A 20,836-nucleotide genomic window follows, 5' to 3' on the forward strand; every position below is an offset into this window, starting at 1 on the left:
CTTATTTTTTGGTTTTTACCGTTTTATCCGAACGCAAACGTTTTAATTCATCAGGTTCGTTTCTAATTCTTAGTACAAATAGCCCTGAACACGGTTTGACATACTGGAAAAGCAGGTCAGAATCCTTCACACCAACCGGTATTTCATGACCACCTCTTAATACCACTCCCAGCAGTTTATATCCACCCGGTACATAGAATATTTCATCTGAATTTTGTTTTATGTATTTTTCACTTTCTGAAGGTGTCACACCGCTCAGGACGATTTCGTAGGGTAGGTCACTTATACATGTCATATTATTGAATCCTTATTCATGGTTGTTCGATTACAAGATCTGAAACTCGTATTCCACTTTCAACAATCCTGCCCACTACTTTACCATCCACCATATCGGCAGCTTCGTCAGCCTGCTCTTCTGGAAGGATTATCACAAATCCCATTCCCATGTTAAAGGTTTTATACATTTCCAAATCTTCAATATTACCTTTTTCTTGCAGGAATTTAAAAATGTCGCTTACTTCAAACGGGTCGTAAAAATCAAATCCCAGCTCTGTAATCCTGTTAAGTTTCAAAAGTCCACTACCTGTAATATGAGCAAGGCCGTGTACTTCCAGTTTTTTAACCACATCGAGTACTTCCAGATAAATACGGGTTGGTTTTAGTAATTCTTCACCTATTGTAGTGGATGTATTATAGGGGAACTGGTCAGAATAGGAATAACCAGAGTTTTCGACCACTTTTCTTGCCAATGTGTATCCATTACTGTGGATCCCATTACTTGGTATCCCTACTATTGCATCCCCCTGCTGAATATTATCCCCGGTGATTATCGAGGATTTGTCAACCATTCCAAGACAGGTACCTGCAAGGTCAAATCCTTTGATAATATCCGGCAGGGTAGCCGTTTCCCCGCCTACTATCGAAATATTTGCTATTTCTGCTCCTTTTGCAAGACCTTCCCCTACCTGTTCAGCAAATTCTTTGCTATAGGATTCCACTGCAAGATAATCAACAAAAGAAAGAGGTTCAGCACCAATAGCAAGTAGATCGTTTACATTCATTGCAATACAATCAATACCTACCGTGTTCCATTTCTGCATTTCATTGGCAATCAGAACCTTTGTACCAACACCATCGGTTGTCAATGCGAGTGCATATTCACCAAAATCAATAAGACCGGAATAATGACCGATTTCACTCAGTGGTGCACCTATTCCCTCACGTTTATATTTCATCTTGCTGGTAATAGATTTGATGGAATCCTCTTCTTTTTTAATATCAACACCTGAATCCGAATATGTCATACGGTCTCCCAATTTATTCCTCCCGCTTCTTTGATTCAAGTTCAAACTCTTTATGCAATACCCTTACAGCGTCAAATGCTTCCTCTTCACTGACTACAAATGAAATATTATGCTGGGACGAACCCTGACTGATGGCAACCACATTGATATTATCTTTTCCAAGAGAACTAAATACTCTACCAGATACTCCCGGTATGCCTGCCATGCCTGCACCTACAACTGCAACCACACAAATATTGTTATCATAGGTCACATCCTTTATAACATTTTTATCAAATTCTGAATTGATGGCATTTACTGCTGCTTCCAGATGGTCTTCATCGACCACTATAGACATATTGGATTCAGAAGATGCCTGACTTATCATTATAATGTTTACGTTGGCATCTGCAAGAGAATTAAATACTCTGGCTGCTGTACCGATAGTACCTACCATTCCGGCACCAGATATATTGACAAGTGATACCTTTTTAATAAGGGTAACAGCTTTTACCACATCTTCTGTTGGTTTTTGTTCGGATACTACCAGAGTTCCAGAAAAATTAGGTTCAAAAGTGTTTTTGACCCTAACCGGTATTCCGTTCCTTATTGCAGGTTCAATTGCTCTGGGATGAAGCACTCTTGCTCCAAAATATGAAAGTTCCATTGCTTCTGCATAAGATATCCAGGACATTGACCTTGCTTCAGGTACTATCTTTGGGTCTGTAGTCATTATACCGTGAACTTCTTTCCACAACCAGATTTCATCTGCGTCGATGGATGCTCCTATGATTGATGCACTAAAATCAGACCCCCCTCTTCCGAGGGTGGTTATTACTCCATCTTTGTTTTCGGCAATAAACCCTGTCACAACAGGTATACATTCAGAAAGATCTGTCCTGAGTGTTTCACCCACTCTCTGATAACTCTGTTCAAGTGGTTTGGCACTTCCATATTCATTATCGGTTACTATCCCTACATCTCCACCTGTGTACATTTTTGATTTGATTCCAATAGACCTGATTGCTCCTGATACTATAGGAGCGGCAAGACGTTCACCATAGGAGGAGATATAATCTATTGAACGAGGTGTAAGTTCACCCAGATAACATATACCAATAAGCGCCTTTTCCAGTTCATCAACCCTGCAGTCAATTGTCTGGATAGTTTCATCAATAATTTCTTCATCATCTATAGCTTCATGAACAGCGCTGTAATGTTTATGAGTAAGGTCAGAGATAAATTCTTTAATCTGTGAAACCTTGCCTTTTTTGGATACTTCAATTGCATTAGAAAGCAATCCATCAGTTACACTTCCCAATGCAGATGTTACCGCAACTACCTCATAACCAGAGTTATAATAATCTTTCAAAAGTTGTGCTACATACCTTATGTTATTGCCATCTGCAATGGATGTTCCTCCAAATTTCATCACAATTCTCATTATTTAATCCCGTCACAGCAATTCGTTATTTTAATAAAAGTTAAAGATATAAATTATCCGCTGTATTATAGATAGCTCAATCAATCTGTGTTTATAATAGTTTTTCCATTCACAACCATATTTATCTGAGCAAACTCAGGATGAAAAACGCCAGAATAGAAAACACAACAACTGTTATAACAGCCGACAAAGCTGTAACTAACCCGCTATTTTCAGATATTCCTGCTGAATTTGAACCTTCCGAATTTATACTGGAATTTATCTCTGTACTATTAGTTGTCAGTCTGTCAAACACTGAACCTGCTAAATTTTTCAGTTTATTACCTATCTTTGAAGAATTATCAGATAGATTCAAACTTGATTCATTCGAATTATCAGATGTGGATTTGACCACAAACTCTGTTGTTTGTTTTTTATTAACACCTTCTTCAGAAACGGCTGTAATAGTTGTATTATGAACACCACCGGTTAGATTACCAGTTAAAGTCACATAAGTACCTGAATCCACATCATTTCTAAAGTCTATCTGTTTATCATCAAGTTCAACCATCACTTCAGAAAAGTTGCCGTTTTTAAGTGTGTAGGAAACAATCGCCTTGTCACCCTTGGTAAGCCCATCACCATCCAAATCCTTTACTGTTGTGTTTAAAGTAATATCAGAATCAATACCTGAACTGGAATCAAAATTGTAATCCTTTCTGAGAGTCATCTTTTCAAGGAAAACTGTATTGTAATCTTTACTTGTAAACAATTCACTCAATTTAGCCAAAAATATTGTTGTACTATCTTTGCTGGTCTTTCTTGTGTATGTAAAATAATCGCCTACATTAGTCTCTGTTTCTTTAACAGTAGAACCATCCTTTTTTAATGTTAAAACTGCTGATTCCTGACCAAAATTACCAACATGAAGTGTATAATTGTTTTTAAGCTCCAGTGGATTGATATTATTAACTGATTCTGTATCATCAATTATAAGGTAATTATCGGTTTCTATTTCAGGGTCTAAATGTTGTTCAATTTTGTATTTTACCGATACATCATTTGATGTTTTTATTAATTCAATTGGAGTGATACGAATTATAAGATATTGTTTTTCATCTCCATTTTCAGTTACAGTTTTTCTATATTCAAATGGGTCGTTTTCTTTGCTAAACTGGTCATCTGTATCAACTTTTTCACCGTTAAAATAGAGTTCTATCCAGCTATTACCTGTTCCATCATTGATATCACGCACTTTGAAGGAATAACCCTGCTCCAGTGAATAGGTATCTCCGATATCCAGTGAATCCTTACAATAGTGTATCATTACATCTGATTCCTGTGCAGATACTGTTGTAGATGCCAAACCAGATAATACTAAAGCTATAAGTACAAAATATATATATCTCATAGATAAATCAACATCTATTATTTGTTGGAATTATTTTAATGTCCTTTTTATATTTAGGGCATTGATAAATTAATTTATTGGTGTTATACTCTGCAATCAAGGTGAACAGATGAAATACATAGTACTTATAGGAGACGGAATGGGTGATTATCCCATCAAAGAACTGGACAACCAAACTATCCTGCAAAACGCAAAAACCCCGAATATGGACTATATTGCAAAACACGGCATTACCGGACTTGCTAAAAATGTTCCCGAGGGCATGCATCCTGGAAGTGATATTGCCAACATGTCTATTATCGGCTATGACACAAAAAAATACTACACAGGAAGAGCGCCTCTTGAAGCGGCAAGCATGGGTATAACACTTGAAAAAGATGACGTAGCTTTCAGATGCAACCTTATTACAATAAATAATGATATTATAAAAGACTACAGTGCAGGACATATAGCAACTGAAGACGCAAAAATTTTGGTTAAAGAGATAAACCAGCAACTTGGAAACGCTAATATTCAATTCTATCCAGGTATGAGTTACAAACATCTCATGGTTGCCAAAAATAACATTGGTGCAGATGCAAACTGTACACCCCCGCATGACATAATGGGTAAAGACAAAAATACCCATATGCCTTCAGGAAAAGATTCAGGAACTCTTTCTGATTTGATTGACAGGTCGTACATGGTTCTCAAAGACCACTGGGTAAATACTGACCGCATTAACAGCGGTAAATCTCCAGCAAATTCAATATGGCTATGGGGTCAGGGTTATGCACCAGAAATTCCGCATTTTAAAAAACTCTATGGATTGTCCGGGTCTATAATATCAGCTGTTGACCTCATAAAAGGGATAGGAACATATGCAGGTCTTGATGTCATAGATGTACCCGGTGCAACCGGATATCTGGACACAAACTATTCAGGAAAAGCAGAATACGCCATTGAATCACTCCAAAACCACGACATTGCTATTGTACATGTTGAAGCTCCCGATGAAGCGGGTCATATGGGAAGTATCGATGCCAAAACACAAGCAATTGAAGATTTTGACAGAATGGTAGTCGGCAAAATCCTTGAATTTGTACAGAATGATAAATTGAATGAGGATTACACAATATTGGTAACACCCGACCATCCCACCCCTATATCTCTGAATACCCATACATCAGATCCTGTTCCTTTTGCAATTTATTCCACTATAATTAAACATCCCGATGAAGTCGAATCGTTTAATGAAAAATCCATGATAAACGGATGCCTGGAAACAGTAAATGGCAACAACATTATAAATCTGATGTTAGACCTCAACCAATAATAAACAGTATCTATCACCCTTTTTTTATAATTATTTAACCAAAATTTTTTTATAGTATCACTGACAATTGGAATAATGGTTCAAACTTGAACGAAGTAATAATAGGGGACATAACGCAAGGAGTGGAGACTATGGCACGTGGTATAATCAGATGGGATCCAGTAGAAGATATAACACGAGCACTGGATAAATTTGCACCGGGTGGAGAAATGCTTGCTGGAAGAACATTAGCTCCGCTGGTAGATATCAAAGATGATGATAACAACATTATAATCAACGCCGATTTACCGGGAGTTAATAAAGAAGACATTGATATAACGGTCAGTGATAACACTGTACAGATTAATGCAAAATGTAGTAAAGAATCCACTGAAGAAGTATATTACAGGCAGGAACGTACCTATGAAGGATTCTCAAGAACTATAGTATTACCAGAAGCAGTTACTGAAGAAGGTGCAAGTGCAAAACTTGAAAACGGTGTACTAAAAGTTACACTACCCAAATTAGAAAAAGAACATAAAATAACCGTACAATAAAAGGGGGAATTATAAATGGCTGAAATGATAAGAAGAGGACCTACAGGAATGAGAAGAAGGAGACCAACAGGAATCGCAAGAGGACCGTCGTTATTCTCATGGGATCCCTTTGAAGAACTCAGAGAGACCCAGCAGCATTTAAGTGATTTATTCGAGAACCTTATGCCTGCCGAATGGGCAGAAAGTGAAACCTTTGCACCACTTGTAGATGTAAAAGAAGAGGATAACAACGTTGTTGTTACCGCTGACATGCCGGGCGTAAACAAAGAAGATGTGGACATCAATGTCAGAGACGACATGGTAGAAATCAATGCCCAGCATAAAGAAGAATCCGAATCTGAAGAAGAAGGATTTTACAGGAAAGAACGTACATATAAAGCATTTTCCAGAGCTGTACCACTGCCAGCATCTGTAACTGAAGAGGGTGCAAGTGCAAAACTTGAAGATGGTGTCCTGAAAATTACTCTACCAAAAGCCAGTGGGAAAGAAGAAAAGAAAATTACAGTCGAATAAACAAAAAGGAGGTAATATACAATGGCTGAAATGATAAGACGAGGACCCTCTGGAATGAAACGAAGAGACCCCTTTGAAGAAATCAGAGAAACTCAGGATTATTTAAGTGATTTATTCAACCGATTTGCACTTGGAGGATTCAGCGGGGTTACAGGTACAACATTCTCGCCGCTTGTAGATGTAAAAGAAGAGGACAACAATGTTGTCGTTACCGCTGACATGCCGGGTATCGATAAAGATGGCGTTGATATTACAGTAAGAGACGATATCTTAGAAATAAGTGCCAAACGCAGTGAAGAGTCAGAAACCGAAGAAAAAGGATATTACCGCAAAGAGAGAACCTACAGTGAATTTTATAGAACCGTCCCATTACCGGTTACTGTAGATGAAGAAAGTGCAAGTGCAAAACTTGAAGACGGTGTCCTGAAAGTCACTCTGCCCAAATCTGAAAAAGAGAAAGAACGCAAAATCACTGTTGAATAAAGTGGATAATCAATTGAATCGATTTATCCACTAATTTTTTGATTAATATTGGCGGCATCAGACATTATAATTTCATCATATTTTTGCTCAGTCGGGGTAACTTTCATCATCGCCGCACAATAGATGTTATATAGATGATATTATATAGTCCTACTGCTATTTTTAATTCTATAATCTAAAAGAGGAAGATAATTGAAATTAGAAGCGTTTACTGTAGATAATATACCCCTGATTAAAAAGGGCGATGATCTTGCAGAAATAATAAGTAATAACATCGAGTTAGATGACGGAGATATTGCTGTAATCGCTTCCACAATTGTAGCCAAATCCGAAGGTCAGGTATTCAAACTTGAAGATATAAATCCTTCTGAAAACGCAGTAAGAATTGCAAACAAAAACCGTTTTAATCCTGCTTTTGTACAGGCGGTTCTTAACAGAAGTAGAGAATGCCTTGTCGAATCCCCAATAATGCTTGTTGAAACATATAATGGAAACGTCTGTATAAATGCTGGAATAGATGACTCAAATATAGAAAAAGGTTTTATTCTTGACCTGCCGGAAAACCCCGATGAAAGTGCTGAACTGATTGGTTCACGTCTTAAAGAACTTACCGGCAAACAGTTAGGAGTAATCATTACTGATACAAACGGCAGGGCTTTTAAAACCGGACAGACAGGCGTAGCAGTGGGTGTATATCAACTTCCAGCAATCAAAAACTGGCGCGGTGAAACAGACCTTTACGGTCATGCTCTTGAAATCACAGAAGAGGCTGTTGCGGATGAAATTGCCGGTACTGCCAATTTGTTGATGGGAGAAGGAGACGGTGGTAACCCTGTGATAATTGTAAGAGGGATGAATATCTTAACCGAGGAAAAAAGAACGGTTAAAGAGATGCATCGTCCAGACGACGAAGATATAATCAAAAAGGGTTTACGCTGTTTGAATCAGTCAAATTCCTGACTGAAATTAATGGTTTCGATTCCCGCATCGGAAAGGAATTTCAGTGCTTCATCATCGGGATAATCTGAAAAATAAATCACCTTTTTTATATTGGCATTGATTATCATTTTTGCACAAAGTATACATGGCTGATGTGTACAGTAGATAGTTGCATTGTCGGTACTCACGCCATGAAGAGCCGCCTGGATAATAGCGTTTTGTTCGGCATGAACTGCACGACATTTTTCATGCTGTGTTCCTGACTCTATATTATACTGCTGTCTAATACAACCAATATCAAGACAATGTTCAAGGTTGCTAGGTGCTCCGTTATAACCGGTGGATATAATTCGCTTGTCCCTTACAATAACAGCGCCTACTTTGTTACGCAGGCATGTAGCTCGTTTTGCAACAACCGATGCTATCTCAAGAAAATATTCATCTATACTGAGTCTATCCTCATTATCTGTCATCAATATTCATAAAATAAAAAGTGGTATATATAATTATAAGTGTTTAATCACCCAAACAATTGGAAGGAAATTTTTAAAAATATATCATGTCCTTTACAGTATCAGAGGTTTGAAGAGTATGAAGGATTACTTTAAAATTTAGTTAATGTGGAGTTATTAACCATGAGATTTGGTCTGATAGAAAACCTGGATTCATTTGTAAAAAATCATAACGACCGGCAGGTTATAATGCTACCTGTTGCAGTTTTTCTGGTTTCACTTTTAATTATAGGAATGATGTTTTTTAGCAGTGGTTCCCCCGTTAGACTCGGAATGGAATTTGAAGGTGGTTCCATGATTGCCATGACCACTGAGGATTCTACCGATTATCTGGAAGAACAGTATTCCGAGTTTCCTATACAGGATTTGCGTAAGTCTGGTGGAAGAGTAACAATGCAGTTTGGACCCATGGATAGTGAGCAACAAATTGCTATTGAAGATGAGATATCCTCCAAGTATTCAAATGTAGAAATACGACAGATTGGACCTGTTTACGGGGAATCCCTACAAAGGCAGGCACTGATGGCACTACTTATTTCGTTTATAGGTATGGCTGCTGTGGTTTATTTGATTTTCAGAACCCTTGTACCCTCATTTGTAGTTATTGCTTCTGCTGTTTCTGATATAACAATTGCTGTCGCACTTATGAACCTTACAGGAATTGAACTATCTTTTGGCACTGTTGCAGCATTATTAATGATTATAGGGTACTCTGTAGACAGTGATATATTGCTCAACAATCGTTTGTTAAAGAGAAAGGGTAACCTTGATGAAAAAATAACCAGAGCAATGCATACTGGAGTTATCATGACAACTACTACACTTTCAGCAGTTGTTATGCTCTATCTCATATCAACCTATACATATCTTATCATACCCTGGATTTCTCAGGTGAGTATATTATCCGACATATCCGTAGTGCTTATCTTCGGATTAGCCGCAGACCTGTTGAATACATGGGTGTTCAACACCGGGGTACTGAGATGGCATCTTGGAAAAGGTAAAGGCAGGAGGTCAAAAGCATGAGTGATGATGAAGAAAACGGTAGTCTGCTGAGAGACAGAAGAGTTCAGATTTTTATAGTAGCTATTATAGCGTCCCTTATTGCTATACAGCCTATATACATCCCCGGTGAAGGTGCACAATCAAACCTTAATTATGGACTCGACCTTGAAGGTGGTTCATGGCTCCAGTTACAGCTTCAGGGTGCTATCGCTCAGGTTGATGGTGACTCCGGTGAAATGGTGAAAAAGATTGTAGAATCGTCAATAGATGCAGATATTACGATAACCAATGTGAATATACCTCCCGATGACAGTACCACTGGAACTGTGACATTTGTTACAAACAGCACCCTTACCCAGTCGCAGATAAACCTTTTAAATATTGGTCAGGCTTCTATAAACAGAGAAGATAACCAAACCAATGTAGAAATCCAGACCACAAAGCAAAGACTGATTACTTCTTATTTATCCAATGCTTTGGATACTGAAGTAGTACCCTTGCCCCGTCAGGACAGTACAGAGTATGAAATACGAACTTCTGTTTCACACCAAGAACTACAGAACCTGATGCAAGAAGTTGATGGATCAATTGTAACAGGTCCAGAAGGGTCTCCACTATACCGAGAAGGCGTTACTGAAGATACAAGAGAACTTACCAAAGAAACACTGAGTGAAAAACTGAACGCCCTTGGTCTGAAAGATATACCCGTACGCAGTGCCGGTGAAAATTACATTCTGATTGATTTTGCCGGTGTTGATCTTGCCACTGCAAAAGAGGTTGCTCAGCAACCCGGTAAATTCGAAATACGGATTGTTACCGAAGGCAACAGAACCCGTCATGTCCTGTATGGAGAAGAGATAAAAAGTGTAGGAGTACCAAGTTTCCAGAATCAGCAATGGAATGTTCCGTTTACTCTATCAGACCCGGGTGCAAAATCACTCCAGAAAGCCGCTATAGAAACAGGTGCAATCAATAATCCTTCTGAACATCCTCTAAAGATGTATCTTGATAATGAGCAGATATATAGTGCTCCGTTAAGTCCATCCGCTGCCAATACTCTGCAGGATTCACTTATCTACTCCTGGCAATCATCAGTCGGCGGAGGAGAAGAAGGAAAAGACGAAGCCGAACAGCTCCAAATACACCTAAGAGCAGGTGCATTACCGGTAAATGTTGAAATCGTCGGTTCTGGACACATCGATGCATCACTTGGTGAGCAATTCAAAACACTGGCAGTTTTAGCAGGTTTATTTGCTCTGATAGGAGTTGCAGGTGTTATATACAACAAATACCGGGAAAAGCGTATTCTTATTCCAATGGTTGGAATATCCTTCAGTGAAGCGGTCATGATACTGGGATTCTCCGCTGCTATCGGATGGCAGCTTGATCTTCCAAGTATTGCAGGTATTATAGCCGCCATTGGTACAGGTATAGACCATCTGGTAATCATAACAGATGAGGTATTATACGAAGGAAAATTGCCTCCCACAAAGATATATCTTTCAAGGATTACCAAAGCCTTTGGAATTATAATAGGTGCAGCAGCAACAACAATTATAGCCATGTCGCCTCTGATGGTTCTTGGTTTTGGTGCACTGAGAGGTTTTGCACTTACAACTATTGTAGGCGTATTAATCGGTGTGTTCATTGCAAGACCGGTTTACGGAAAAATCATAAAAGAGGTGCTTAAAGATACCACCACGGACGGTACTGATATACAAGAATAAGGTGTGGATTAGATGAAGGATATCTGGACTGTAAAATACAAACCGAAAAAACTTGATGATATAGCAGGTAATGAGTTTTCTATCAATACATTGAAAAAAATATTAAAGTCCAATAACCTTCCACACCTTATTTTTCAGGGTCCTGTCAATTCCGGTAAATCATCCACTGCTTTTGCACTTGCAAATGAACTCTATGGCAAACATTACGAAAACAATTTTACGTATTTCAATGCTTCTGATTTTTTTGACCAGGGAAAACGATATCTAGTCAGAGATAGGCGATTTGCACGTATAATCGGTACTCAAGACCCCAAAAAAATACGCATGAGCGTATTATCCATATTCAAACAAATTATCAATGAATATGCGAGTATGCGACCTATTGATTCTGATTATAAAATCATATTCATAGATGATGCACAATCTCTGGATTCCAGTTCCCAACAAGCTCTTCGACGTATCATGGAAAAATACACCTCAACCTGCAGGTTCATACTTTCTACAACCCAACCGTCAAAACTTATACAGCCATTAAAGTCCCGGGGTTTAAGGTTGTTTTTCACCTATGTAACCGAAAAAGAGCTTAAAAATTATATTCAACCAATTGCTGAAAACGAAGACATACAATTTACAGAAGACGGTCTCGAAGCACTGTGGTATGTATCCAGAGGAAACATTTCCAGAGCATTAACCACAACACAAATAGCGTATTTGCATTCAAAGGATGAGGATACAAATATATCCCTGCAGGACATTTATGAAGCTGTATTGAATGAAATTCCTGAAAAAGAAAATATCGACCAGCTTTTTAGTGCAGCTGTTAACAAAGATATCGACACAGCACGCAAAATTATAGACAATTTGCTGATTGAAAGCGGTTTTTCAGGATACGAAATACTGGAATCTCTTTATGATGTAGCGGTTGAATCCGGTGACAACGACCTGAAAGTTGCTGATATGGTTAAAAAAATCGCAGAAATTGATTTCCACATGCTTGATGCCGCAAATGCACGTATACAGTTGGAATATCTGATAACTGATTTGTATTGAAAAACTTTAATTACCCTTACTAATTAATCCTTCATGTAAAAGTAACCTTTTTTGAATAAAAATGTCAGAAAATACAGATGATTTTAACCGGGTGTGCAGACAACTTCTTGAAATGGTGCTGGATGGTACAATAACCAGCAACACAGAATTGAACAAAGCCAAGAAAAGATTGAGTTCAGCCTATCGGTTTTCCTCGCTTCCGAGAAATTCAGACATTATAACGGTGGGTACTGAAGAAGAACAAAAACAGGCAATGGAGATACTTCGCCGTAAACCTGTACGCACTATTTCCGGTGTAGCAGTGGTTGCTGCAATGACCTCTCCCGCCCCATGTCCTCATGGTGTATGTGTCCCATGTCCCGGTGGTCCGGATTCAGAATTTAATTCCCCCCAAAGCTACATGGGCCTTGAACCTGCAACCAGACGTGCTATTCGTAATGAATACGACCCATATAAACTGGTCACATCGCGTTTATCCCAGTTAAAAGAAATCGGACACGATGTAGACAAGGCTGAACTTATCGTTATGGGTGGTACATTTACATCAAGGTCTATAGATTATCAGGAATGGTATACCAAAAAATGCATTGAAGCAATGAACGATTTCTATGACACTTCATGGAGAAATAACGCCCATACAATCGGTAAAACCCAGCCATATATACCTCTTGAAGAGGTGCAGAAGGCAAATGAAAACGCCCCTATAAGAAACATAGGCATAACCTTTGAAACCAGACCTGACTGGACAAATACTCAACATATAGACAGAATCTTGGAACTGGGTGCTACAAAAGTAGAAATCGGTGTCCAAAGTGTATACGATTTTGTACTTTCAAGGATTAATCGGGGACATACCGTCAATGATACTGCTGAAGCAAACCGTATGTTAAGAGATAGCGGGCTTAAAGTTGGATTTCACATGATGCCAAACCTTCCAGGCATGGGTTATGAGCGCGAACTTCGAGGATTTGAGAGGTTGTTTGATGATTCGCGGTTTATGCCTGATTACCTAAAGATTTATCCAACTCTTGTAACAGAAGGTACTGAACTCTATAAGATGTGGGAAAGAGGTGAATACACCGCTCTTGATGACGATGAAGCCGTAGAACTGATTTCAGATGTTAAAGCAATGCTTCCAAAATGGGTGCGTTTGCAGAGAATCCAGCGAGATATACCATCCCAGCAGATATTTGCCGGTGTTAGAAAAAGCAATATCCGCCAACTTGCAAGAGAACGTCTCCAGGAAAAAGGTGGAAAATGCCGGTGTATCAGATGCAGGGAAGTGGGACACAACATCCTGAAAGGTATTGAACCCAGTGATGAAAATATCGAATTTACTGTAGAATCCTACAATTCCTGTGGAGGAGTAGAACATTTTCTTGCTTTTGAAGATGTAAAACAGGACATACTAATAGGATTCCTGAGGCTTCGATTTCCTGCAAGACCCCACCGAAATGAACTGCATGATGCAGCTGTTGTAAGGGAATTGCATGTTTATGGTTCAATGGCACCGTTTGGAAGTTCAGAAAATAAATACTGGCAGCACAGAGGTTACGGTTCCGAACTGCTCGAACAGGCAGAGAAAATATCATATAATAGCGGCCACAAAAAACTGGCAATCATAAGTGGTATTGGCGCTCGCGAATATTATCGAAAATTTGGATATCACCTTGATGGGGTCTACATGTCAAAACGTCTTTATTAATGGTGCAAAAAACGATATCTATATAAACAGATTATTAGGGTTGGTTAAAAATGCTATTAATGTATTATATACCAGTAATCCATTATCGAAACTACATTGACAGTCATGATTACAATGTCTGAAAAAGATACATTTGACCAAATATTTGACAAACTGAACGAAATCAACGACAAACTGGACAGACTATTACAGGATACAAACAACAGCAACATAAATGAGAAAGACAAAGAAAGCATAATATCAAATTCTATGGATGTGATGACACTTATATCACTTCCAGAACACCTTCGCACTACAGCAACCACATTACTTAAACTGGAACAGGCGACTGCCAATGAAATAGCAGAGATAACTGAAAAAGAAAGGGCGGTTGAAAGTAATTATCTAAACCAGTTGGTTAAACTGGGATATGCTTACAAATTCAGGAAGGGAAAACAGATATACTTTAAATTCGATGATAACGTGAATTAACAATAATTTTAATAAATATTAATTGAGTGGGAATTATATGAGTTTTACACTGGCGGTTCATTCTTCTAAAGGGGGCACTGGAAAAACCAGTATTGCTATAAATCTTGCAGGTGCATATGCATCAGAAGGTTACAACGTATGCCTTCTTGATTTTGATTTCAAAGCACCATCATTTACCAATTTTTTCAAAATAAAACCCAGATACTGGATTAATGATGTCCTTCATGACAGATGCAGTATTAAAGATGCAGTAAATGATATTAGCAACGATTTTGAAACATCTGGACATTTATATGTAGGTCTTACAGACCCGGATATAGAATCCATCCGCGAGATTTCAAGTAAAGACCGTGACTGGCAGTCAAAAGCCCTGAGATACCTTATAAGAGCAAAAAAAGAACTTATTGATTCAGGAATAGACATCGTTATACTGGATACAAGCCCGGGTATTGACTATGAGTCAATCAATGCTGTTGCAACATCCGATTATATCGCGGTTGTGGTTAAACAAAACTATACATGCATCAAAAGTACTGAACAGGTAATAGACGGCATCTACAACATACTTCACAAAAATTGTGCCATAATTGAAAACATGTGCCATGATGGATATTTATACCCTAAAAATAGTAAAAATCAAAACACACCTGTTATAGAATCAATTCCATGTATGTGCGATATAACTGCAAAAACCGACAATGACCTCATCGTATTTTCTGAACCTGACCATGTTTTTTCAAGGGCGATGTATAAAATATCACAAAATATTATACAAAGCAGTTAATCTTTATTTTTGTCCTCCAAATCCTTATTTTTCTCTTCCTGTTCTTCATCCAGTATGCGTTTGACATCATACTGTGCATAATTTATCAGATTCTCCATTTGCATATCATCGATTTCACCATTGGTCTTTTTAAGTTCCATAATGGAATACTGGAGTGCAGCCACGAGAATAAACATCATAAATGCCGCTCCAAATGCAAGTATCGCCCGTTCAATCGGGTAAACAGTAACACTTGACTCAAATAACCTTACAGGCAAATCCATCATCAGTAGTGCAGTGATATTACCTGCCATATGGTCGGTTAATATTGCCATGAGTGAGCCCATAAACAGCAGTAAAAACGTGTATACACTTACATGCATTAGCTTATGTTGATATCGTTTATAGAATATGATGAATGCAAAAAGAACCAATATATGAAACCATGGTAAATAGAAAACTTCTCGACCGGTGTCAAAAAAATACCACAATACAATCAGAGATGAAAAAATATACAGTGCCGGTTTTTCTTTTCTTGTAATTACAAGTCCAGAAACAACCGAAGATAACATGACAAATACAGGAGTTGCAAAATGGAATAAATTGGCACTGATATGGCTGGTATCGGTCACAACATGCGTCATAATACCAAAAAACGATACAATAGGTCCAATATAAGGTCCAAGAAGCATACCGTTTAAAGGACCAAAAGCTGCGACTGAACTAATATCAACTCCTTCCATCCCCTGCAAGTGGAAATCTGGAAGCCAGCTTGCAAAATATGTAAGGATAAATGCCAATGTAATATAGATTAATTTCAATTTTCTTTTTTTAAGCAGTTGGTAGTGGTATTGTATAGACACTATATCAATCCTGAAACTGATATACTTATATAATTTGGCATTAATTATTAGTTTTTACAGAATTATTTTCACTATATACTATCGCTATTTTACTTTAAAGAGAATAATCTTTAAATAGTATCGTGTATATACAGAAAGAATGTATTGTATAAATTTTTTATGCAATATAACAAAAAAACCACTGATGAATAGTAAGGGATATTATGAAAATTCGAGTCGTAAGTTCAAAAGAAGAAATCGAAAACGTAGATGAAAGCGAAGAAATAGTACACATGGCTTTCAGACCATCCAATACTGATATATTTTCACTGGTAATGAGATGTCCAAACCTTAAAGCACTGCATATTCCAAGTTCATACAAGCGGACTATTTCAAGCTCTGCCAAGATGTTTCTTGAAATGCAGGGAATCTCATTACTGGAAGGTGACGTCTGGGGACACAGAAAAGACATCAACGAATATTCTGAAGTATCCAGAAATGTATACAACAGAATAAAGGATTTAAGAGAAAACAATCTCTCTGATGAAGAAATCGTTGATAAAATGGTCAAAGAAACCAGACTAAGCACCGATTTTATCCAGTTCCTTATGAAACAGCAGGAGTCACAGGATACTCAAAAAGCTGCTTCCACAAAATAAACAAAATATCAGTGTTTGTCCAATCCTTAAATGATTGGACATTAACTGTTTTTATTCGCCATAAATCTGGAGTATAAGTTCCCTATATCTTGGTCTGTTGTCCAGATTTATCAATACAACCTGTTGCCACGGACCGTTAGCCAGCTCGCTGTTAATTATAGGAAATGTTTCACTCTGACCCAATAAAGAAGCGCGAACATGAGAAAATCCGTTGCCGTCGTGCCATTTTTTATCATGCTGATATTCAACATCACTTGGTGCTATTTTTTCCAGTACACTGGTCAAATCAGAAATCAGCCCCGGTTCATATTCCATACTGGTTACTGCCGCTGTAGAACCGGGTACAAAAACTGTCACAAATCCATTTTTAATTCCTGAATTGTCGATTGCACTGGACACGTCCGAAGTGATGTTTACTATATCGATATTGGCTTCTGTTTCGTATTTTAGTCGTCTTGTCAATACACTCATAACAAATCAACCCTTTAGAGCATTATTCTCCATAATCGACTTTCACAAGTTTCAGTCCCAACACCGTAGAAAGCAATACAAATACCAAAAATGAAACAATATAACCTTCTGGTGTTAGTCCTGTCTCCTCTACCAGCACCAATGATATTATTAAGATTACTACTGAGCCTATCGCCGACAGAATTTCAAAGCTTTTTTTATTCATCAATTACCAGATGAAATATATTATACATCAAGTTAACGCAAATTTAAAAAGAATACAATGTTTATAGTAATGCAGGAATTAATATAAGAAAAACAGATATTCTGGTTCATCCATGACAGAATTTGAAAGAGTACTTGTACAATCATTCAACACATTTTTTGAGCAAAACGGTATTAAAGGTATTGCACATCGGCTCAAGCAGCATAGATTCGCCCAGCAATTTCTGGATGTACTTGTGGATTCACTCGACCCTGACTATTATCTGGGTATAGAATGCAAAAGCATATCAGTTGATAAAGGAGCAAATGCACTTTACTTCACCCAGCATTTCACAACGGACAAAAACGACATGCATCAAATAAATCGTATATCAGATTTTTTGAATAAATCAGGCAGAACTGGGTTTCTTGCTGTAGAACTCAGGATGGGTTCAGGATGTTCCAGAAAAGCTCATATCATTCCGTGGACAGAACTTGTTGAACGCTTTCATAACGGTGAATCTAAGTATACAGTTTCTGAAATACAGGCTTTTCCAGAAATCGAAAGAGATGGCAGCGGATATGTAATAGACCCCAAAAAGTGGATATTGGGAAGTAGAATTTAAACAGAGGTCAGATACAAAAATGGATTTCAATCAGGTAATGCAGGAAATGCGAAATCATGCTGTTAAGTGTGTAGAAGAAATAACAAAATACGACACCGTACATGTAGTATCCCATATAGATGCAGATGGTCTGACATCTGCAGGAATTATCTGTAAAGCTCTTCAACGCAGAGGTATTAATTATTCTACCCGTTTTTTGAAACAGCTGGATGAAAGTGCCATTGAAGATATCGCCAGTGAAAACCATGAACTTGTTATATTTACAGATCTTGGCAGTGGTATGATTGAAGAAATAAAGTCAGCAGGTATTAATGCTGTGATATCAGACCACCACCAACCCAAAGGAGACACAAAGATACTGCAAACCCATCTCAATCCGCACATTTTTGGAGTAAATGGTTCATCAGAACTTAGCGGTTCAGGTACAACCTACATCCTTGCATCGGTCCTTGGCGACAATAACGACCTTGCAGACCTTGCTATAGTTGGTGCTACAGGCGATTTTCAACACTCTAAAAAAGGGTACCTAACCGGTATTAACCGTTTGATACTACAGGAAGGTGCTGAAAACGGTGTATTGCATTACAAAAAGGATTTAACACTTTTTGGAAAACAGACACGTCCTGTTTTCAAATTACTCCAGTTTTCATCCGACCCTTTCCTTCCCGGACTTACAGGTGATGAAGATGCATGTATAGAATTTTTACACAATCTTGGTATCCGGTTCAGAGGTGATGAACGCTGGAGAAGATGGATTGATTGTACACAGGATGAAAAACAGCATATAGTTTCTGCACTTATGCAACACTGTGTAAGGTCAGGTGTCCCGTCCTACAAAATAGAAAGGCTTGTGTCTGAAGTATATGTCCTTTTAAAAGAGCAGGAAGGGACAGAAATGCGCGATAGTTCTGAATTTTCCACCCTTCTTAACGCAACTGCACGATATGACCATGCTGATATAGGTCTTGCTGTCTGTATAGGTGACCGTGGTGAAGCCTATGAAAAAGCCAGCAAACTATTAAGTGAACATAGACAGAATCTTGTCAATGGGTTGATGTTTGTTAAGGAGAATGGTGTTACAAAACTCAACAACCTGCAATATTTTGATTCAGGGTCAAATATAAAAGAAACAATAGTAGGCATTATTGCTGGTATGAGTACAACTGTTGTCGGTGACCGGTCCTACCCTATAATTGGTTTTGCAGATACTGATGATGGTGTTAAAGTATCGGCAAGAGGAACACAAGATCTTTTAAGACAGGGTCTTAACCTTTCAGAAGCCATATCCAAAACCTGCGAAGAAGTAGGTGGTGTAGGAGGAGGGCATGATATAGCATCCGGTGCTACAATACCGCATGAAGTAAAAGGAGAGTTCATATATAAACTGGACGAAATTATTGGTTCACAGATAGGAAGATATAAGAAAAAACAGTAACCAATCGATGTGAAAGTAACCAGAGTATTTAAAATAATCAGGAACAAAAGGTTTAATACCAATAATTTCTAATTTTTAGTCTTAAAATATACTAATGTAGCGTTTTCTATGGATGAATATAGCGACATCAATGAGATAAAGAATTTTTTTATGTTTGCTGGTAAAGAACAATACCTTATCAAAGAATTAGGTTTGCCGGAAGAATCCATACTTCCACTAATGCTATCTTTAAAATCGGGTGGTTCATGGAGTTATTCTACTGAAGCACTATCAGTTATGTCTATAAAAAATCCTTCAACACAATACGATGAAAATGAAGACACAGGGTATACATTAGAGGATATCTACCTGTTTTTAAACCCTGAAATTATAAACAAACAGGGAAGCGTTTATCGGCTTGAAAAATGCAGTAAACGTGGTGAGCGAGTACTTGTAGAACGTCCCTACAGGATAACTGTTAAAGGTGAAAGGATCATACTGGCACAGGTACATCCGGAAAAAAAGAAAATTGAGGTTTCTGAACCTGAATACAAATCCATTATATTCACAGGCTCTCCTGCATACAGTGCAGCACATGAAATAGAACATCTAACAACAGGAGAAATAAATGGAGAACCTATCTGGAATTTTGAATTATCAAAATCACAATAATTCGGGTTATAAATGAGAGATGATTATACAAAAACCTATCCTGTAACGAAAGTGGATAGGAAAAAAACAGCAACATGTACCAGTTTTTCAGTTGCCAGAGAAGAAAATGTTGAACTGTATATTAACGGGTCAAAAATAGCCTCAATTCTCACCTCTCCTGTAGATATAAAAGAACTTGCAGTGGGTTATGTGATATGTGAGGGTATTGCTGATTTTGCAGATATAACCAGAATCTATGAAAGTAAAAACAGAATTGACCTTGAAATTGTGGATGTGGACAGCAAAAGTTTATCATATGAATTACGGTCATCCGGATATATGGGTATCAGCGCAAAAGATTATCCGACAAAAATACAATCCGATGTGATTTTTGAACCAGAATCCATTTTTTCATCTCAAAAATTTCTTGAATCCGGTATATATCGCCTGACAAAAGGTACCCATCTTGCTGCACTTATTAATCAAAACGGGGAACTTGTAACACAGGCAGTGGATATAGGCAGACATAATGCAATTGATAAAGTAATAGGCTATTCCAGACTTGCAGGACTGGATGTTTCCAGTTTGTATCTTCTCTCGACTGGCAGACAATCTAATGGAATGGTGTTGAAGTGTTCAAGGTCAGGTGTATCGTTGTTAGTTACAAAAAGTGCACCTTTAGACAGTGGAATTGAAACTGCCAAAAAAACAGGATTGTGTCTTGTAGGCTTTGCCTCTGAATCCAGGATGTATATTTTTGCTAATCCAGAACGTATTAACTTTGATGATAATACTGATAAAAATAAAGATTAATATAATAAAACAAGTAATTTTTAAATGATAAATAAAAGGAG

24 protein-coding genes are annotated in these 20,836 nt (G+C 37.8%); 16 read left to right on the top strand and 8 right to left on the bottom strand.

The annotated features are described in order from the left end of the window. Position 1: 1 nt before the first annotated feature. The 4 genes from METEV_RS10145 to METEV_RS10160 all read right to left on the bottom strand — a co-directional run bounded on the left by METEV_RS10145 (position 2) and on the right by METEV_RS10160 (position 4,072). Positions 2-295 carry a DUF1894 domain-containing protein gene (locus tag METEV_RS10145; protein ID WP_013195419.1) on the bottom strand — a complete coding sequence of 98 codons (294 nt, stop codon included), beginning with the start codon at positions 293-295 and terminating at the stop codon, positions 2-4. Positions 296-311: 16 nt separating this feature from the next. Continuing rightward, a complete protein-coding gene (gene purM, locus METEV_RS10150; protein WP_013195420.1) occupies positions 312-1,304 on the bottom strand; it encodes a phosphoribosylformylglycinamidine cyclo-ligase in 993 nt (330 codons plus the stop codon). A 13-nt stretch (positions 1,305-1,317) separates the two neighbouring features. Further along, positions 1,318-2,727: an aspartate kinase gene (locus tag METEV_RS10155; protein WP_013195421.1), complete on the bottom strand. Its 1,410-nt coding sequence runs from the start codon at positions 2,725-2,727 to the stop codon at positions 1,318-1,320. 121 nt (positions 2,728-2,848) lie between these two features. Then, positions 2,849-4,072 (bottom strand): hypothetical protein, encoded by a 1,224-nt coding sequence (locus METEV_RS10160; protein WP_157197337.1) that lies wholly within the window; start codon positions 4,070-4,072, stop codon positions 2,849-2,851. A 154-nt stretch (positions 4,073-4,226) separates the two neighbouring features. On the opposite strand from METEV_RS10160, the gene METEV_RS10165 reads away from it, so the two are divergent. From METEV_RS10165 to METEV_RS10185, 5 genes are all read left to right on the top strand, one after another. Continuing rightward, positions 4,227-5,432, top strand: coding sequence for a cofactor-independent phosphoglycerate mutase (locus METEV_RS10165; protein WP_013195423.1), 1,206 nt, complete (start codon positions 4,227-4,229; stop codon positions 5,430-5,432). Positions 5,433-5,518: 86 nt separating this feature from the next. Beyond that, positions 5,519-5,968 carry an Hsp20/alpha crystallin family protein gene (locus METEV_RS10170; RefSeq protein ID WP_232216854.1) on the top strand — a complete coding sequence of 150 codons (450 nt, stop codon included), beginning with the start codon at positions 5,519-5,521 and terminating at the stop codon, positions 5,966-5,968. Positions 5,969-5,983: 15 nt separating this feature from the next. After that, the gene (locus tag METEV_RS10175; protein WP_013195425.1) at positions 5,984-6,481 is read left to right on the top strand and encodes an Hsp20/alpha crystallin family protein; all 498 of its coding nucleotides are present in this window, start codon (positions 5,984-5,986) and stop codon (positions 6,479-6,481) included. A gap of 21 nt (positions 6,482-6,502) precedes the next feature. Beyond that, the gene (locus tag METEV_RS10180; RefSeq protein ID WP_013195426.1) at positions 6,503-6,964 is read left to right on the top strand and encodes an Hsp20/alpha crystallin family protein; all 462 of its coding nucleotides are present in this window, start codon (positions 6,503-6,505) and stop codon (positions 6,962-6,964) included. Between the two features lie 192 nt (positions 6,965-7,156). Continuing rightward, positions 7,157-7,924, top strand: coding sequence for a coenzyme F420-0:L-glutamate ligase (locus METEV_RS10185; RefSeq protein ID WP_013195427.1), 768 nt, complete (start codon positions 7,157-7,159; stop codon positions 7,922-7,924). On the opposite strand, the gene METEV_RS10190 is transcribed toward METEV_RS10185, so the two are convergent. Then, entirely contained in the window at positions 7,909-8,376 is a 468-nt protein-coding gene (locus tag METEV_RS10190; RefSeq protein ID WP_013195428.1) for a deoxycytidylate deaminase, read from the bottom strand. The genes METEV_RS10185 and METEV_RS10190 overlap by 16 nt on opposite strands. Before the next feature lie 162 nt (positions 8,377-8,538). Between METEV_RS10190 and METEV_RS10195 the strand changes: the two genes are divergently transcribed. From METEV_RS10195 to METEV_RS10220, 6 genes are all read left to right on the top strand, one after another. Then, positions 8,539-9,441, top strand: a complete 903-nt coding sequence (locus tag METEV_RS10195) for a protein translocase subunit SecF (RefSeq protein ID WP_013195429.1) — start codon at positions 8,539-8,541, stop codon at positions 9,439-9,441. Further along, positions 9,438-11,147 (top strand): preprotein translocase subunit SecD, encoded by a 1,710-nt coding sequence (locus tag METEV_RS10200; RefSeq protein ID WP_013195430.1) that lies wholly within the window; start codon positions 9,438-9,440, stop codon positions 11,145-11,147. The genes METEV_RS10195 and METEV_RS10200 overlap by 4 nt, the downstream gene beginning before the upstream one ends. 12 nt (positions 11,148-11,159) lie before the next feature. Then, on the top strand, positions 11,160-12,197 hold the full coding sequence (locus tag METEV_RS10205) for an AAA family ATPase (protein ID WP_013195431.1): 1,038 nt from the start codon (positions 11,160-11,162) through the stop codon (positions 12,195-12,197). A 61-nt stretch (positions 12,198-12,258) separates the two neighbouring features. After that, on the top strand, positions 12,259-13,902 hold the full coding sequence (locus METEV_RS10210; RefSeq protein ID WP_013195432.1) for a tRNA uridine(34) 5-carboxymethylaminomethyl modification radical SAM/GNAT enzyme Elp3: 1,644 nt from the start codon (positions 12,259-12,261) through the stop codon (positions 13,900-13,902). 105 nt (positions 13,903-14,007) lie between these two features. Then, entirely contained in the window at positions 14,008-14,373 is a 366-nt protein-coding gene (locus METEV_RS10215; protein ID WP_013195433.1) for a helix-turn-helix domain-containing protein, read from the top strand. Positions 14,374-14,410: 37 nt separating this feature from the next. Continuing rightward, positions 14,411-15,157 (top strand): MinD/ParA family ATP-binding protein, encoded by a 747-nt coding sequence (locus tag METEV_RS10220; RefSeq protein WP_013195434.1) that lies wholly within the window; start codon positions 14,411-14,413, stop codon positions 15,155-15,157. On the opposite strand, the gene METEV_RS10225 is transcribed toward METEV_RS10220, so the two are convergent. Beyond that, positions 15,154-15,999 (bottom strand): hypothetical protein, encoded by an 846-nt coding sequence (locus METEV_RS10225; RefSeq protein ID WP_013195435.1) that lies wholly within the window; start codon positions 15,997-15,999, stop codon positions 15,154-15,156. The two genes, METEV_RS10220 and METEV_RS10225, sit on opposite strands and share 4 nt — an antisense overlap. Positions 16,000-16,202: 203 nt before the next feature. Here METEV_RS10225 and METEV_RS10230 point away from each other — a divergent pair, with 203 nt between their 5' ends. Next, a complete protein-coding gene (locus METEV_RS10230; protein ID WP_013195436.1) occupies positions 16,203-16,637 on the top strand; it encodes a DUF1699 family protein in 435 nt (144 codons plus the stop codon). 51 nt (positions 16,638-16,688) lie between these two features. On the opposite strand, the gene METEV_RS10235 is transcribed toward METEV_RS10230, so the two are convergent. Together METEV_RS10235 and METEV_RS10240 are read right to left on the bottom strand one after the other, a co-directional pair. Next, the gene (locus METEV_RS10235; protein ID WP_013195437.1) at positions 16,689-17,108 is read right to left on the bottom strand and encodes a secondary thiamine-phosphate synthase enzyme YjbQ; all 420 of its coding nucleotides are present in this window, start codon (positions 17,106-17,108) and stop codon (positions 16,689-16,691) included. Between the two features lie 22 nt (positions 17,109-17,130). Continuing rightward, positions 17,131-17,313, bottom strand: coding sequence for a hypothetical protein (locus tag METEV_RS10240; protein WP_013195438.1), 183 nt, complete (start codon positions 17,311-17,313; stop codon positions 17,131-17,133). Positions 17,314-17,425: 112 nt separating this feature from the next. On the opposite strand from METEV_RS10240, the gene METEV_RS10245 reads away from it, so the two are divergent. The 4 genes from METEV_RS10245 to fdhD all read left to right on the top strand — a co-directional run bounded on the left by METEV_RS10245 (position 17,426) and on the right by fdhD (position 20,795). After that, positions 17,426-17,917, top strand: a complete 492-nt coding sequence (locus tag METEV_RS10245; protein ID WP_013195439.1) for a hypothetical protein — start codon at positions 17,426-17,428, stop codon at positions 17,915-17,917. A gap of 19 nt (positions 17,918-17,936) precedes the next feature. After that, positions 17,937-19,352, top strand: coding sequence for a single-stranded-DNA-specific exonuclease RecJ (locus METEV_RS10250; RefSeq protein ID WP_013195440.1), 1,416 nt, complete (start codon positions 17,937-17,939; stop codon positions 19,350-19,352). A 108-nt stretch (positions 19,353-19,460) separates the two neighbouring features. After that, positions 19,461-20,003, top strand: coding sequence for a putative ATP-dependent zinc protease (locus tag METEV_RS10255; RefSeq protein ID WP_013195441.1), 543 nt, complete (start codon positions 19,461-19,463; stop codon positions 20,001-20,003). A gap of 12 nt (positions 20,004-20,015) precedes the next feature. Beyond that, positions 20,016-20,795, top strand: coding sequence for a formate dehydrogenase accessory sulfurtransferase FdhD (gene fdhD, locus METEV_RS10260; RefSeq protein WP_013195442.1), 780 nt, complete (start codon positions 20,016-20,018; stop codon positions 20,793-20,795). Positions 20,796-20,836: the final 41 nt, after the last annotated feature.

Origin of the sequence: Methanohalobium evestigatum Z-7303 (assembly GCF_000196655.1) — an archaeon.
Lineage (GTDB): Archaea > Halobacteriota > Methanosarcinia > Methanosarcinales > Methanosarcinaceae > Methanohalobium > Methanohalobium evestigatum.